This window comes from Ochrobactrum sp. BTU2 (assembly GCF_024539785.1).
GTDB lineage: Bacteria > Pseudomonadota > Alphaproteobacteria > Rhizobiales > Rhizobiaceae > Brucella > Brucella anthropi.
Window position 1 is genome coordinate 1 of the sequence record NZ_JAHWRG010000037.1, and the last position, 15,147, is coordinate 15,147.

The following is a 15,147-nucleotide window of genomic DNA, read 5'->3' on the forward strand; positions in this document are numbered from 1 at the left end:
TGGACTTCCTCTCGATCCGCCGGGAGGAAGCCGATGATCGTCGCGTTCCTCAATCAGAAGGGCGGCGTCGGCAAGACCACGCTGGCGCTGAACCTCGCCGGAGAATGGGCAGCGCGCGGCAAGCGCGTCACCCTGATCGATGCCGATCCGCAGGGCTCGGCGCTCGACTGGTCACAGCAACGCAGTCGTGAGGGCCTTCCCCGCCTGTTCGGCGTCGTCGGCCTGGCGCGTGACACGCTGCATCGCGAGGCGCCCGAACTCGCCCGCGACGTCGATCATGTCGTGATCGACGGACCGCCGCGTGTCGCCGGGCTCATGCGCTCGGCGCTCCTCGCTGCCGACCTCGTGCTGATCCCGGTGCAGCCATCACCGCTCGACGGTTGGGCCTCTGCCGAGATGCTGGCGCTGCTCTCCGAGGCGCGCATCTACCGGCCGGAGCTGGCCGCGCGCTTCGTGCTCAACCGCTGCGGCGCCCGCACCGTGCTGGCGCGTGAGACGGCCGAGACGCTAGCCGATCACGATCCGCCGGTGCTTATCAACACCATCGGCCAGCGCATCGCCTTTGCGGTTGCGGCGCAGTCCGGCCGCCTCGCGTCCGAGCTCGACGACGACACGCCCGCCGCGCGCGAGATCGCGACGCTGGCCGACGAAATCGGCCGGCTGTGCGTCGGGAGGATCGCGTCATGACGATCCTCACCGTCGACTGCCGCGACCTCATGCCGGCGCGCGGCCCGTTCGACATGATCCTCGCCGATCCGCCTTACGGCGACACCTCGCTCGCCTGGGATCGCCGCGTCGCCGGCTGGATCGCGTTTGCTCGCGCGGCGCTCACGCCCGCCGGTTCGCTCTGGGCGTTCGGCTCGCTGCGCCACTTCATGGCGACCGCCGACCAGTTCGCCAATGCCGGTCTGCAGCTCGCGCAGGAGGTGGTCTGGGAGAAGCAGAACGGATCGTCGTTCCATGCCGACCGCTTCAAGCGCGTGCATGAGCTAGCCGTTCAGTTCTACCCAGCCGAGACGGCGTGGCGTGACATCTACAACGACGTCCAAACCACGCCCGATGCGATGGCGCGCACCGTGCGGCGCAAGCAGCGCCCGCCGCACACCGGCCATATCGATGCCGGCCACTATGTCAACCAGGACGGCGGGCCGCGCCTCATGCGCTCGGTCATCTACCTGCGCAATTGCCATGGCCGCGCCATCCATCCGACCGAGAAGCCGTCGGCGCTGCTGGAAATCCTGATCCGCACGAGCTGCCCGGAGGGCGGGCTTGTCAGCGACTGGTTCGCCGGATCGGGCGCGGCCGGGGAAGCCTGCCGGCTTGCCGGCCGGCGCTATCTCGGCTGCGAGATCGACGACGACATGGCGGAGAAGGCCCGCGCCCGGATCGCATCGGAGCTGCCGTTCGACGGGAGTGCCGCATCATGAGCGAGCGCCCGCTCCGCAAAGGCTTCGCTTCCCGGCCTGCCGATCCCGAACAGTGGGTCAAGGCCGCGGATGCTCCCTCGCGCAACGGTGACGCCGCCGGTTTCACTGCGCGGCTAACCATCGACGTGACGCCCGACCTGCGCGGCAGGATCAAGATCACTGCCTTCCGGCGCGGCATCACCGTCGCCGACATGCTGCGCGACCTGTTCGCGCGCGAATTCCCCCCAACTGAAGGAACCTCCTCATGACCGGCAATGCGGCTCCCCGCTTGCGCGGCGGCCCATTGCCGTCCGCAGGCTCCAGCAACGACATGACCCATGTCGAGCTGACATGGATCGAGAAGAAGGTCGAATACTGGATCAGGTTCGGCCGGGAAGCCGGCGAACTGATCCTCGATCGCCGTCGGCGCGTCATCTCTTTCCGCCCGAACAGCACCTTCGCCTTCGCCCGCTGGGCGGCCAACGACTTCGGCACCGTCATTTCCCGCATCGACATCGTGCGCGCCATCGAGCCCGGCGAACCCTACCAGACGCTACCCTTCGTGCGTCCCGGCGGCGAAATCCTGCTCAAGATCGAAGGCTGGCCCAAGGTCGAGGACGTGCTGCGGCATGTCGATGCCATCGAACGCGCCGGCATCGACGCCTGCGACGTCGCCCCCGATCACTGGCGTCATGTCGCCCAGCAGATGCAGGTCGGCGAGGCACCGCGATCCTACACGCCGGAACGCCATCAGGCATGGCTCAAACGGCGAGAGATCGAAAGATGACCCGCTTCGGCTACGTCATGGTGACGTATTTCGCGGCGATGGGCGTCGCCGTCGCTGCGTTCATCCCGACATCCACCAAGCTGATCTGGAATGCCACCGCCAGCGCGCCGATCGGCTTCTACACCATCGCGCCGGCCGACCAGCTGGAGGTGCCCGAGCTTGTCGTCGTCATGCCGCCCGAACCGCTCGCCGACTTCATGGTCGAGCGCGGTTATGTCGGCCGCGGCGTGCCGTTGCTGAAGCGCGTCCTCGGATTGCCGGGACAGCGCGTGTGCCGCAGCCGTGACCTGATCACGGTCGACGGTATCGAGATGGGCGAAGCGCTTGACCGCGATCGCCTTGGCCGTCCGCTACCCGTCTGGCACGGCTGCCGCGTCGTCGCGGAGGACGAGCTTTTCCTGATGAACTGGGAAGTCCGCGACAGTCTCGACGGCCGCTATTTCGGGCCGCTTCCGGCCTCCGCCGTGATCGGCCGGGCAATCCCTCTCTTCACCGACGAGGACGGCGAAGGCCGCTTCGTCTGGCGCGCGCCGGCGCGGTGACGGCGCGAGCTTCGCAACCTTGCCGCACAACAAAGGAGACCATGAGCATGGCCCAGATTGGACATTTCACCCGCACGCAATCGGGCTTCGAAGGGCGCTTCAGAGCGCTCGGCATCGACGAGGAAATCACCCTTATTCATGCCGAACCTTTGGATTCTGAGAATGCCCCGGCCTACCGCGTTCTGCTCGGCGACGAGGAAGGCCTCGATATCGGCGCCGGCTGGTCGCATGTCGGCGATCGCGCCGGCGAATTCGTCTCCGTCGAGATCTACAGCCCGCTGTTCGGCGGCACGCTTCGCGCAAACCTCTTCCGTGCCGGTGACGACGGTTCCGCCTGGGGCCTGCACACCAACCCGCCGTCGAAGAAGCGGAAGGAGGACTGAATGGTGGCAATCGAGCATCGTGCCCGCGTCGGACGTCTTGCGGTCGTCCGACGCCGGATACTCCCCCTTCTTCTTTCCGGCCTGACCTTCGCTGCACCCGCCGCGTGTCCGGCTCTTGCACAATCGCTGCCGGCGACCCGCGTCGCGATCGCCGATCCGCATGCCGCGCACATCGCCGAGGCGTCGCAGCGCTTCGCTATCCCGCAGGCATGGATCGTCGCGGTGAAGCGCGCCGAAAGCCACGATGACGTGCGCGCCGTGTCGCCCGCCGGTGCGCTCGGCCTCATGCAGATCATGCCCGATACCTGGGCCGAGCTGCGCGCCCGTTACCGGCTCGGCCGCGATCCGTTCGATCCCCGCGACAACATCATCGCCGGCACCGCCTATCTGCGCGAGATGCTCGATCGCTACGGCACGGTCCCGGCCATGCTTGCGGCCTACAACGCCGGACCAGCACGCTACGACGAGCATCTTGCAACCGGCCGCGCTCTGCCGGCGGAAACACGCGCTTACGTCGCCTTGCTCGCGCCCGCGCTTGATGCCGTCGCACCGTCGGACAGACCGCGCACCGCGCTCCAGCCACCGGCCGATTGGCGGGAGGCACCGCTCTTCGTGGCGCGGGCAGGCGACCGCCAGCCTTCCGATGATCGCGCCGCCGATCGTTCGCCGGGCAACCTTCATCCCTCCGTTCCGGCGCAGGACGATAGCACCGCCGGATCACAGACGGTCCCCATTTTCCTCGCTCGTCGCGAGGGGGACGGTCCGAGATGACCCTCGACCGGCCCTTTCGTATGCTGTCGGGCTCTGGCGCATCCTGGAGGGTGCGGGGGGTGGTGGCAGGAACCGCAACCGAAGGATGGCAGGATAAAAGGGCGCACCTTGCGCGTCGGTCGGGTGGTTGTTTTTGCTGGGTTTTCCGGCCTGCTGCGCACATTGCCGGGCTTGCGCACAATGTTCGCCAAGGCACCAAAACTCTGTTTCTCATAGATTTTTTGCACATTGCGGGGCTGCGCCATGGCCGATGAACGCGAGTTTCGCATCCGGCCGGGGCGCATCCGCTCGACCCGCGCGCAATCGGCGCGGCCTTTCATCGCTCAGGCGCTCGCCGCGGCGAAGAAGGCCGGCGGCGGCGTGTCGCGTTCCGGCCGTGTCGTTTCCGGCAACCGCTCGCGCTTCGGCCACGGCCAGCGCGCCAGCATCCAGGCCAATCGGCTGATTTCGTCGCGCTCGCGCGGCGCCGTCGTCAAGGCGCGCGTCGTGCGCCATTCGGTGCGCTCAGCACCGCTCGGAACCCATCTCAATTATCTCCGCCGCGAAGGCGTGACCCGCGACGGGGAGAAGGCTCGCCTGTTCGGGCCGGGCACCGAGAATGCCGATGCAGGCGCATTTGCCGAGCGGTGCCAGGATGACCGGCATCATTTCCGGTTCATCGTCTCGCCCGACGACGCCGTGGAGATGACCGATCTCAAATCCTTCACCCGCAATCTCGTCGGGCAGATGGAGAAGGATCTTGGCACCCGGCTCGACTGGGTGGCCGTCGATCACTGGAACACCGAGCATCCGCACGTCCACCTGATCGTGCGCGGTGTCCGCGACGACGGCCAGGATCTCGTCATCTCGCGTGACTATATCAAGGAAGGCATGCGCGACCGCGCGCGCGATCTCATCACCCAGGAGCTGGGACCGCGCACCGACCTCGATATCCGCCGCACCCTGGAGCGCCAGATTGAATCGGAGCGCTGGACCCAGCTCGACCGGCAGCTTGTCCGGGATGCACGAGAAACCGGTATCATCGATCTTGCGCCGCGATCCGATCGCCAGCCCGACGAGTTCCATGCCCTGAAGGTTGGACGGCTGCGCAGGCTGGAAGTCCTTGGGCTGGCCGGACAGGTCGGCCATTCGCAATGGTTCATCAAGCCCGAGGCCGAGGCGGTGCTGCGCGAACTCGGCGAGCGCGGCGACATCATCAAGCGCATGCACAAGGCGCTGACGGAGCGCGGTATCGAGCGCGGCTCGGCCAACTATGTACTGGCGGGCGAAAGCCTTGATGAGCCGATCATCGGCCGGCTGGTCGATCGCGGTCTCGACGACGAGCTGAAGGGCTCGGCCTATGCCGTCGTCGATGGCGTCGACGCTCGTACCCATCACATCAAGTTGCCCGATCTTGATGCGGCGGGCGACAGCGCTCCCGGTTCGATCGTCGAGCTACGCAAATTCGATGACGCCCGCGGTGAACGCCGCGTCGCGCTCGCCGTCCGCTCCGATCTCGACATTGAGCGGCAGGTTACGGCGTCGGGCGCCACCTGGCTCGATCGGCAGGCCGTCGCGAGGGAATCGCTGTCGCTTTCCGACGGCGGTTTCGGCGCCGAGGTGCAGCAGGCCATGGAACGGCGCGCTGACCATCTTGTCGAACAGGGACTGGCCGTGCGCCAGGGCCGCAGCGTGGTGTTCGCCCGAAGGTTGGTCGACACGCTGCGCCGCCGCGAACTGGACGCGCTTGGCGAGAAACTCGCCACCGAGACGGGCCAGCCGTTTAACCGGGCCGGCAGCGGCGAATATGTCGCCGGCACTTATCGTCAGCGCTTCGCGCTCGCCTCCGGCCGCTTTGCCATGATCGAGGTCATCAGTGGGGATGGGGGCCTCGGCTTCCAGCTCGTGCCTTGGTCGCCATCCCTCGAAAAGCAGCTCGGCAAACACGTCTCCGGTGTCGCCCGCGACGACGGCGGCATCGACTGGAGCTTTGGTCGCAAGCGGGGGCTCGGCCTCTAATCCTCAACGTCATAGAAAGGACCATCGCATGTCTGCGACCAAAATTCTCTGGGGTCAGATCCTTACCGTCCTTCTGATCGTGCTGATGACGACCTGGGGCGCGACACAGTGGACGGCCTGGCGCCTCGGTTTCCAGCCCCAGCTCGGTGATCCCTGGTTTGCGATCGCCGGCTGGCCGATCTACTATCCGCCGGCCTTTTTCTGGTGGTGGTACTTCTACGACGCCTATGCGCCGCCGATCTTTGTCGAAGGCGGCATGATCGCGGCGTCCGGCGGCTTCATCGCTATCGCCGTCGCGATCGGGATGTCGGTCTGGCGTGCGCGCGAGGCGAAAAACGTCGCCACCTATGGCTCGGCGCGCTGGGCTGAGATGGAGGAGGTGAAGGCTGCCGGGTTGCTCGGAGCCGATGGCGTTGTGCTCGGTAGGCTCGATCGAGATTATCTGCGGCATGATGGTCCCGAGCACACTCTATGCTTTGCCCCGACCAGATCGGGTAAAGGGGTGGGCTTGGTGGTGCCCTCACTCCTGACCTGGCCGGGCAGCGCGCTCGTTCACGATATCAAGGGCGAGAACTGGCAGCTCACCTCCGGTTTCCGATCTCGCCATGGCCGCGTGCTGCTGTTCGACCCGACCAATGCGAAATCCGCGGCCTACAATCCTCTGCTCGAGGTGCGGCGGGGTGAATGGGAGGTCCGCGACGTTCAGAACATCGCCGACATTCTGGTCGATCCTGAAGGTTCGCTCGAGAAGCGAAACCACTGGGAGAAGACCAGCCATGCCCTTCTGGTCGGCGTGATCCTGCATGTCCTCTATGCCGAGAAGGATAAGACGCTCGCCGGCGTTGCGGCCTTCCTCTCCGACCCGAAGCGGCCGATCGAATCGACGCTCGCTGCCATGATGAAGACGGCACATCTCGGAGAAGCCGGTCCGCATCCGGTCATCGCCAGCGCCGCGCGCGAGCTGCTGAACAAATCCGACAATGAACGCTCCGGCGTGCTGTCCACGGCAATGTCGTTCCTGGGCCTCTATCGCGATCCGGTTGTCGCCGAGGTGACGCGCCGTTGTGACTGGCGCATCACCGACATCGTGGGCGGCAAGCGTCCGGCGACCCTCTACCTCGTCGTGCCGCCGAGCGACATCAACCGCACCAAGCCGCTCATTCGCCTGATCCTCAATCAGATCGGCCGCCGCCTGACCGAGGATCTGCAGGCGAAGACAGGACGGCATCGCCTGCTGCTGATGCTGGATGAGTTTCCGAGCCTGGGCAGGCTGGATTTCTTCGAGAGCGCTCTGGCCTTCATGGCGGGCTATGGCTTGAAGTCGTTCCTGATCGCTCAGTCGTTGAACCAGATCGAGAAGGCATACGGGCCGAACAACTCGATCCTCGACAACTGCCATGTGCGCGTGTCGTTCGCGACCAATGACGAGAGGACCGCGAAAAGGGTGAGCGACGCGCTCGGCACCGCTACCGAAATGAAGGCGATGAAGAACTATGCCGGGCATCGTCTGTCGCCCTGGCTCGGACACCTGATGGTCTCACGTTCGGAAACCGCGCGACCGCTGCTCACCCCCGGCGAAATCATGCAGCTCCCGCCGGCCGACGAGATCGTCATGGTCGCCGGAACGCCGCCAATCCGGGCGAAGAAGGCGCGCTATTACGAGGATGCGCGGTTTCAGGAGCGGATATTGCCGCCGCCCAAACTGACCCGCCCCGAAAAGCCGCGGCCGGATGACTGGAGCAACCTGCCAATTCCGGCTCGACCGGAAGCCGCCGAGACGCTTGCGAGCGCGGGAACGGAAGACGAAGACCCGACCGAATCCGAGCGCCGGCAGCAACCCGAGCTGAACCGGGTGAAGCCTGTCGAGAAGAAGGAGCCGATCGAAAACGAATTCGAGATCGATCCGCTCGACGAGATGGAGGAGGAAGCAACCCGCAACCGGCGCATGGCCCGCCTCATGCAAGGCGTAGCCCGGCAGGTCTCGCTCGATCCCAATGACGGAATGGAGCTGTGAACGCCATGACCGGCCGAAAAAAGAAGACGCAGATCTCCGTCTATCTCGAACCTGACGTCATGACGATGCTCTCGGACTATGTCGCTCGCCGGGAACAGCCGATGTCCCTGGTGGTGGAAGCGGCCGTCGCTTCCTTCCTGTCGCCGGACGACGCCGAACGGCGCGAGGCGATCCTCGCCAAACGCCTCGACCAGATCGATCGCCGCATGACCCGATTGGAACGTGATGTCGGCATTTCGGTTGAGACGCTCGCTGTCTTCGTTCGCTTCTGGCTCACGAGCACGCCGGCGCTGCCCGAGCCGGCGGCGCAGGCGGCACGCGCCAAGGCTGCTGAACGCTATGAGGCGTTCGTGACCGCGCTCGGTCGGCGGCTGGCACAGGGGCCGAAGCTCAGGCAGGAAGTCAGCGAGGACGTGGGCGACTCACCAAACGGTCAGGCTTCGGCGCGCGCGGGCATGCATGGTGAATAGCAACCGCCGTATCGAGATCAAGAAGATCGCCGACCCGCCGTTTTCCTGTATTTGCACGCTACATTACTACGACGCCAATTCCTTGTTGAATCGGCCTGATTTGCGGCTCTTTTAATCATCCCCGTCCGGGGATCGTCTGATTTTCCCCGGCCGGAAACGGGGATCGGATGGCAGTCTCTCATCGAAATTCGGAAGGCTTTGCCCGCGGTGCGCGGATGCTGCGCACCGCGCTGGGTGCTGCCATCGCCCGTCTTCTGGAAGACCCCGGCGTCGTCGAGGTGATGCTCAATCCCGATGGGCGGCTGTGGATCGACCGTCTCTCGGAAGGCATGTCCGACACCGGCGAGCGCATCTCGCCCGCGGACGGCGAACGCATCATCCGCCTGGTCGCCCATCATGTCGGCGCGGAGGTCCATGCCGGCGCTCCGCGTGTCTCGGCCGAACTGCCTGAGAGTGGCGAGCGCTTCGAGGGTCTCCTGCCTCCGATCGTCACAGGCCCGGCCTTCGCTATCCGCAAACCGGCAGTCTCGGTGTTCACCCTCGACGACTATGTTGCGGCAGGAACCATGACCGCCGATCAGGCGGCATTCCTGCGCGAGGCTGTCGCCGCGCACACCAATATTCTTGTCGCCGGCGGTACGGGCACCGGCAAGACGACGCTGACCAACGCGCTTCTCTCGGAAGTGGCGAAGGGGCAAGACCGGCTCCTCATCATCGAGGATACCCGCGAACTTCAAAGCCGGTCCGAGAACAAGGTGCCGATGCGCACCAAGGACTTCATCGCCAATCTCACGGATCTGGCGCGCTCGGCCATGCGCTTTCGTCCCGACCGTATCATCGTCGGCGAGGTGCGCGGTCCCGAAGCCCTCGACCTCCTGAAACTCTGGGGCACCGGCCATCCCGGCGGGATCGGCACCATTCACGCCGGCACCAGCCTCGGCGCGCTTCGCCGCCTCGAACAGCTCATCCAGGAAGCCGTCGTCACTGTCCCCAAGGCGCTGATCGCCGAAACCATCGGCATGGTGGCGGTTCTCTCCGGACGCGGTTCCGCGCGACGGCTCTCGGAACTCGCCCGCGTCGAAGGTCTCGGACCTAACGGCGATTACGGCGTCGCTCCCGCTCATCTTTCCTCCGACCGCCAACCGCTCCCGAAAGGAGAAACGTCATGACTTTCCATGTTCCGCCGATTCTGTCCGCTCTGCCGCGGCAGGCGAACACATCCACCCCGCCGATCCTGCGCGGCATCCGCCGCCACCTTTTGGGTTCGATGGCGCTCGCCACGATCATGATGATGGCGGCTGTGCCGGCTCACGCGTCCGGTTCCTCTATGCCGTGGGAAGCGCCGCTTCAGTCGATCCTCGAATCCATCGAGGGGCCGGTTGCCAAGATCGTCGCTGTCATCATCATCATCGCTACCGGCCTGGCGCTGGCCTTCGGTGACACCAGCGGCGGCTTCCGCCGCTTGATCCAGATCGTCTTCGGCCTGTCGATCGCCTTTGCCGCCAGCTCCTTCTTCCTCAGCTTCTTCTCGTTTGGCGGCGGAGCCTTGGTGTAATGGCCGCCGTCCTCGAACATTTCGACGCGGTGCCGGGATTCTCTGTCCCGGTCCATCGCGCCTTGACCGAGCACATCCTGCTCGGCGGCGCGCCGAGAAGCATTGCCATCATGAACGGCACCTTGGCCGGGGCCGTGGGTCTCGGCTTGCGTCTCTGGCTGGTCGGCCTCGCCATCTGGGCCGTCGGGCATTTCGCGGCAGTCTGGGCGGCGAAACGCGACCCGCTGTTCGTCGAGGTTGGTCGCCGTCACCTGCGCATCCCCGGTCATCTTGCGGTTTGAGGAGTGCGGCCATGCTGAACCTTTCCGAATATCGCCGCACCGCCAGCCGGCTTGCGGATTTCCTGCCCTGGGCTGCGCTCGTCGGCGAGGGTGTCGTTCTGAACAAGGACGGATCGTTGCAACGGACCGCCCGGTTTCGTGGCCCCGATCTGGAATCGTCCGTCGCAGCCGAACTTGTCGCCGTCGCCGCGCGGCTGAACAATGCCTTCCGGCGTCTCGGCTCCGGCTGGGCGATCTTCGTCGAGGCGCAGCGTCATGAGGCTGCGACCTATCCCGACAGCCGCTTTCCCGATCCGGCATCCGCATTGCTGGACGCCGAGCGCAAGGCCGATTTCGAGGAACAGGGCAGCCATTTCATTTCAGGTTACTTCCTGACCTTCTCCTATCTTTCGCCTGCTGAAGATGCCGCGCGTGCCGAGACCTGGCTCTACGAGGGACGCGAACGCTCCGGCGTCGATCCGAACGAGGTCCTGCGCGGCTTTATCGATCGCACCGACCGCGTGCTGGGGCTCCTCGACGGCTTTATGCCGGAATGCGACTGGCTCGATGACAGCGAGACGCTGACCTACCTGCACTCGACCATCTCGACCAACCGGCATCGCGTCCGTGTGCCCGAGACGCCGATGTATCTCGATGCGCTGCTGGCCGATCAGCCGCTGACCGGTGGACTGGAGCCGCGTCTCGGCGACACCCATCTGCGCATCCTCACCATTGTCGGCTTCCCGACTGCGACGACACCCGGAATTCTCGACGAGCTGAACAGGCTCGCCTTTCCCTATCGCTGGTCAACGCGCGCGATCCTGCTCGACAAGACCGACGCCATCCGGCTGCTCACCCGCATCCGCCGCCAGTGGTTCGCCAAACGCAAGTCGATCGCGGCCATTCTGAAAGAGGTGATGACCAACGAGGCGTCGGTTCTCGTGGATACCGACGCCGCAAACAAGGCCGCCGACGCGGACATCGCTCTTCAGGAACTCGGCGCCGACTATGCCGGCATGGCCTATGTCACGGCAACCATCTCCGTATGGGACACCGATCCCCGCCTGGCCGATGAAAAGCTTCGTCTTGTCGAAAAAGTGGTCCAGGGCCGCGACTTCACGGCGATGCCCGAAACCATCAATGCCGTCGACGCCTGGCTCGGTTCGCTGCCGGGGCATGTTTATGCCAATGTGCGCCAGCCGCCGATATCGACACTCAATCTCGCCCACATGATCCCCCTCAGTGCCGTGTGGGCGGGACCGGAACGGGATGACCATCTTGGTAGCACCCCCTTGCTTTACGGCAAGACCGAGGGAAGCACCCCGTTCCGGCTTTCCATCCATGTCGGCGACGTCGGCCACACGCTCGTCGTTGGGCCGACCGGCTCTGGCAAGAGCGTGCTGCTCGCCTGCATGGCGCTCCAGTTCCGGCGCTATGAGCAAGCCCAAGTTTTCGCATTCGATTTCGGGGGATCGATCCGGGCCGCGGCCCTTGCCATGGGCGGCGACTGGCATGATCTCGGCGGCGATCTCACCGAGGGGGACGCTTTTTCGGTCTCGCTCCAGCCGCTCGCCCGCATCCGTGACGTGCCGGAACGCGCCTGGGCGGCCGACTGGATCGTCGCCATCCTGACACGCGAGAGCATCGCGATCACGCCGGATGTCAAGGAGCACATCTGGACGGCGCTGACCTCGCTCGCCTCGGCCCCGGTCGAGGAACGGACCATCACTGGCCTGACGGTGCTGCTGCAATCGAATGACCTGAAGCAGGCGCTCAGGCCGTATTGTGTCGGCGGTCCCTATGGCCGGCTGCTCGATGCCGAAACCGAGCACCTCGGCAGTGCGTCGGTGCAGGCTTTCGAGATCGAGGGACTGGTCGGCACGGGCGCTGCTCCGGCCGTCCTGTCCTACCTGTTCCACCGCATCGGCGACCGGCTCGATGGCTCACCCACTTTGCTCATCATTGACGAGGGCTGGCTGGCGCTCGATGACGAAGCCTTTTCCGGGCAGTTGCGGGAATGGCTGAAGACCCTCAGAAAAAAGAACGCCTCGGTTATTTTCGCCACGCAGTCGCTCTCCGACATCGACAATTCGGAGATCGCGCCGGCGATCATCGAAAGCTGCCCGACGCGCCTGCTTCTTCCGAATGAGCGCGCTGTCGAACCGCAGATCACCGCGATCTATCAGCGATTTGGCTTGAACGCGCGCCAGATCGAGATCCTCGCGCGGGCCACGCCGAAAAAGGACTATTACTGCCAAAGCCGCAGGGGGAACCGCCTGTTTGACTTGGGCCTGTCCGAAGTCGGCCTGGCACTGACGGCCGCCTCCTCGAAATCCGATCAGTCCGCCATCGCCCGCATCTTCGCTGAACACGGCCGGGACGGCTTTCTCGCCGCCTGGCTGCGCCTGCGCGGCGTCGATTGGGCGGCCGACCTCATTCCCGACCTCGCCAATCTCATCCCCCAGCCCGACAAGGAGGCTCAACCATGAAGACCTGTCGTACCCGCGCGGCGCTGCTCGCCGCATCCCTCCTGACCCTTTCCGGTCCGATCTCGATCGTTCTGGCGCCGCCGGCATCCGCCGCCTGGATCGTCTACGACCCGACGAACTATTCTCAGAATCTTCTGTCCGCTGCCCGCGCCCTGGAGCAGATCAACAATCAGATCACCAGCCTGCAAAACGAAGCGCAGATGCTGATCAACCAAGCCCGCAATCTGGCAAGCCTGCCGTATTCGTCGCTCCAGCAGATCCAGCAGTCCGTTCAGCGCACGCAGCAGCTACTGTCCCAGGCGCAGAACATTGCCTTCGACGTCAGCCAGATCGATCAGGCGTTCCAGTCGAAATACGCCAATGTCTCGCTCTCGGCCACCGATGCGCAGCTCGTCTCCGATGCCAAGGAGCGCTGGCGCAACAGCATCGGCGGCCTTCAGGACGCCATGCGCGTGCAGGCTACCGTCGTCGGCAATATCGATACCAACCGCACCGAGATGTCGCAACTGGTCGGCCAGAGCCAGGGTGCGACCGGCGCGCTTCAGGCCGCACAGGCAGGCAATCAGCTTCTCGCCCTCCAGTCGCAGCAGCTCTCCGACCTGACGGCCCTGCTTGCCGCCAATGGCCGGTCCACCGCGCTCACCGAAGCCGAGCGCGCCGCCGCAGCCGAACAGGGCCGCGTCCAACGCCAGCGCTTTCTGACGCCGGGCTCCGGCTATCAGGCCGGCAGCGCCAAGATGTTCAACTGAGGACGCAGCCATGGATGGCAAGATGCTGGCCCGGCTGGCCGCTGTCGTCTTCATCGCCGTCGCGATCACCGCGACGGCGACCGAGATGCTCAGAAAGAGAGAGGCTCCCGCACCATGGACACGCCCCACACCCGCCATCGACTCGCCGGCAGATCCGCTCCGCCTCGGCCAGCGCCGGTGCCAGGAGCTTGGGCAGGCCGCCACCGGCGATGCCGAATGTTTGCGCGTCTGGTCGGAAACCCGCGACCGCTTCCTCGGCAGAATTGCGGTGCAGGCTGCTCCACAGACGATCGAAGGACGATGATTCATGGGCGGCAGCGGCGTCATCGACAATTTCCTCGGGGTCTTCACCTCCTATATCGACAGTGGCTTCGGTCTTCTCGGCGGCGAGGTCGCCTTCATCGCCACCACGTTGATCGTCATCGACGTGACGCTCGCCGCCCTGTTCTGGAGTTGGGGCGCCGACGACGACATCATCGCCCGTCTAGTGAAGAAGACCCTGTTCGTCGGGGCTTTCGCCTACATCATCGACAACTGGAACAATCTGGCGAGGATCATCTTCGAGAGCTTCGCCGGCCTCGGCCTCAAGGGATCGGGCACCGGCTTTTCGACGGCGGATCTCCTTCGCCCCGGACGGGTGGCGCAAGTCGGCCTCGACGCGGCCCGCCCGCTGCTGGAATCCATTTCCGACCTGATGGGCTGGGTCGCATTCTTCGAGAATTTCATCCAGATCGCATGCCTGCTGTTCGCCTGGGCGCTCGTCCTCTTGGCTTTCTTTATTCTGGCGATCCAGTTGTTCGTCACACTGATCGAATTCAAGCTGACCGTTCTTGCCGGATTTGTCCTCATCCCATTCGGATTGTTTGGGAAGACGGCCTTCATGGCCGAAAGGGTCCTCGGCAGTGTCATCTCTTCCGGCATCAAGGTGCTGGTGCTCGCCGTCATCATCGGCATCGGCTCGACGCTGTTCAGCGAGTTCACCTCCGGCTTCGGCGGGGTCACGCCGACGATCGACGACGCGATGGCGATCGTGCTCGCAGCACTTTCCCTGGTCGGTCTCGGCATCTTCGGACCGGGCATCGCCAACGGCCTCGTGTCCGGCGGCCCGCAGCTTGGCGCCGGTGCAGCCGTCAGTACCGGCCTTGCCGTCGGCGGTGCTGCACTTGCCGCAGGCGGTGCGGCGGGCCTGGCCTTGCGGGGGGGCGCTGCGGCTTTGTCCGGCGGCGCGGCCGCTGTTCGTGGTGGCGCAGCGGCAGCGGGCGCTGCCTCGACCGCCTACAATCTCGGATCGATGGGACAGACCGGCGCCTCGGGCATGGCGTCCGGTCTCGGCGGTGTCGCGCGAGGAGCAGGCTCCGCCGCCGTTTCGCCTCTGAAGCGCGCCGCCGGCCGTGCGTCCGAAAGCGTCAAATCGAATTTCTCCGACGGCGTGAAAGGCGGCTTCAGCGCCACCGGCGGCTCTTCCACGCTCGACACCGTCGGCGGCGATGAGGCCGCCAACGACGATTCCTTTGCCGCCGCTCCGGCGGCTTCGCGCAATGGCGCCCCCGATTGGGCCAGGCGCATGAAACGCAGCCAGCACGTCAGCCACGGCGTTTCCGCCGCCGCCCATGCCGTTCGATCGGGCGACAGCCATGGCGGCGGCTCTTCCGTCAATCTCTCCGAAAGTGACCGCTCATGAGCTTCTTCAAACGACCGGCAGCCCATTACGGCAAGACTCCGC

General features: G+C 65.4%; 17 protein-coding genes. All 17 read left to right on the plus strand.

Annotated elements, in window-relative coordinates:
* Window positions 1-33 precede the first annotated feature (33 nt).
* Window positions 34-687, plus strand: coding sequence for a ParA family partition ATPase (gene parA / locus KWJ32_RS26960; protein ID WP_097142994.1), 654 nt, complete (start codon window positions 34-36; stop codon window positions 685-687).
* Window positions 684-1,427 carry a site-specific DNA-methyltransferase gene (locus KWJ32_RS26965; protein WP_097142993.1) on the plus strand — a complete coding sequence of 248 codons (744 nt, stop codon included), beginning with the start codon at window positions 684-686 and terminating at the stop codon, window positions 1,425-1,427. The genes parA and KWJ32_RS26965 overlap by 4 nt, the downstream gene beginning before the upstream one ends.
* Window positions 1,424-1,675, plus strand: a complete 252-nt coding sequence (locus tag KWJ32_RS26970) for a hypothetical protein (protein ID WP_097142992.1) — start codon at window positions 1,424-1,426, stop codon at window positions 1,673-1,675. Before KWJ32_RS26965 ends, KWJ32_RS26970 begins: the two co-directional genes overlap by 4 nt.
* Complete coding sequence (locus KWJ32_RS26975) at window positions 1,672-2,193, plus strand: DUF2840 domain-containing protein (RefSeq protein ID WP_097142991.1); 522 nt, start codon at window positions 1,672-1,674, stop codon at window positions 2,191-2,193. Before KWJ32_RS26970 ends, KWJ32_RS26975 begins: the two co-directional genes overlap by 4 nt.
* Window positions 2,190-2,735, plus strand: coding sequence for a S26 family signal peptidase (locus KWJ32_RS26980; RefSeq protein WP_097142990.1), 546 nt, complete (start codon window positions 2,190-2,192; stop codon window positions 2,733-2,735). The genes KWJ32_RS26975 and KWJ32_RS26980 overlap by 4 nt, the downstream gene beginning before the upstream one ends.
* A gap of 47 nt (window positions 2,736-2,782) precedes the next feature.
* Window positions 2,783-3,118 carry a DUF736 domain-containing protein gene (locus KWJ32_RS26985; RefSeq protein ID WP_097142989.1) on the plus strand — a complete coding sequence of 112 codons (336 nt, stop codon included), beginning with the start codon at window positions 2,783-2,785 and terminating at the stop codon, window positions 3,116-3,118.
* Window positions 3,119-3,889 carry a lytic transglycosylase domain-containing protein gene (locus KWJ32_RS26990; RefSeq protein WP_097142988.1) on the plus strand — a complete coding sequence of 257 codons (771 nt, stop codon included), beginning with the start codon at window positions 3,119-3,121 and terminating at the stop codon, window positions 3,887-3,889.
* Between the two features lie 243 nt (window positions 3,890-4,132).
* Complete coding sequence (locus KWJ32_RS26995) at window positions 4,133-5,887, plus strand: VirD2 family relaxase/mobilization nuclease (RefSeq protein ID WP_097142987.1); 1,755 nt, start codon at window positions 4,133-4,135, stop codon at window positions 5,885-5,887.
* 28 nt (window positions 5,888-5,915) lie between these two features.
* Complete coding sequence (locus KWJ32_RS27000; protein WP_097142986.1) at window positions 5,916-7,901, plus strand: conjugal transfer protein TraG; 1,986 nt, start codon at window positions 5,916-5,918, stop codon at window positions 7,899-7,901.
* Between the two features lie 5 nt (window positions 7,902-7,906).
* Window positions 7,907-8,371, plus strand: coding sequence for a CopG family transcriptional regulator (locus tag KWJ32_RS27005; protein WP_097143019.1), 465 nt, complete (start codon window positions 7,907-7,909; stop codon window positions 8,369-8,371).
* Between the two features lie 167 nt (window positions 8,372-8,538).
* The gene (gene trbB, locus KWJ32_RS27010; RefSeq protein WP_097142985.1) at window positions 8,539-9,540 is read left to right on the plus strand and encodes a P-type conjugative transfer ATPase TrbB; all 1,002 of its coding nucleotides are present in this window, start codon (window positions 8,539-8,541) and stop codon (window positions 9,538-9,540) included.
* A 98-nt stretch (window positions 9,541-9,638) separates the two neighbouring features.
* Window positions 9,639-9,926 carry a TrbC/VirB2 family protein gene (locus KWJ32_RS27015; protein ID WP_235906879.1) on the plus strand — a complete coding sequence of 96 codons (288 nt, stop codon included), beginning with the start codon at window positions 9,639-9,641 and terminating at the stop codon, window positions 9,924-9,926.
* Window positions 9,926-10,207, plus strand: coding sequence for a VirB3 family type IV secretion system protein (locus tag KWJ32_RS27020; RefSeq protein WP_097142984.1), 282 nt, complete (start codon window positions 9,926-9,928; stop codon window positions 10,205-10,207). Before KWJ32_RS27015 ends, KWJ32_RS27020 begins: the two co-directional genes overlap by 1 nt.
* 11 nt (window positions 10,208-10,218) lie before the next feature.
* Window positions 10,219-12,675: a conjugal transfer protein TrbE gene (trbE, locus tag KWJ32_RS27025; RefSeq protein WP_097142983.1), complete on the plus strand. Its 2,457-nt coding sequence runs from the start codon at window positions 10,219-10,221 to the stop codon at window positions 12,673-12,675.
* Window positions 12,672-13,424 carry a P-type conjugative transfer protein TrbJ gene (gene trbJ, locus KWJ32_RS27030; protein ID WP_097142982.1) on the plus strand — a complete coding sequence of 251 codons (753 nt, stop codon included), beginning with the start codon at window positions 12,672-12,674 and terminating at the stop codon, window positions 13,422-13,424. The genes trbE and trbJ overlap by 4 nt, the downstream gene beginning before the upstream one ends.
* A gap of 10 nt (window positions 13,425-13,434) precedes the next feature.
* Complete coding sequence (gene trbK-alt, locus KWJ32_RS27035) at window positions 13,435-13,728, plus strand: putative entry exclusion protein TrbK-alt (protein ID WP_097142981.1); 294 nt, start codon at window positions 13,435-13,437, stop codon at window positions 13,726-13,728.
* A gap of 3 nt (window positions 13,729-13,731) precedes the next feature.
* On the plus strand, window positions 13,732-15,105 hold the full coding sequence (gene trbL / locus KWJ32_RS27040) for a P-type conjugative transfer protein TrbL (protein ID WP_125271070.1): 1,374 nt from the start codon (window positions 13,732-13,734) through the stop codon (window positions 15,103-15,105).
* Window positions 15,106-15,147 lie beyond the last annotated feature (42 nt).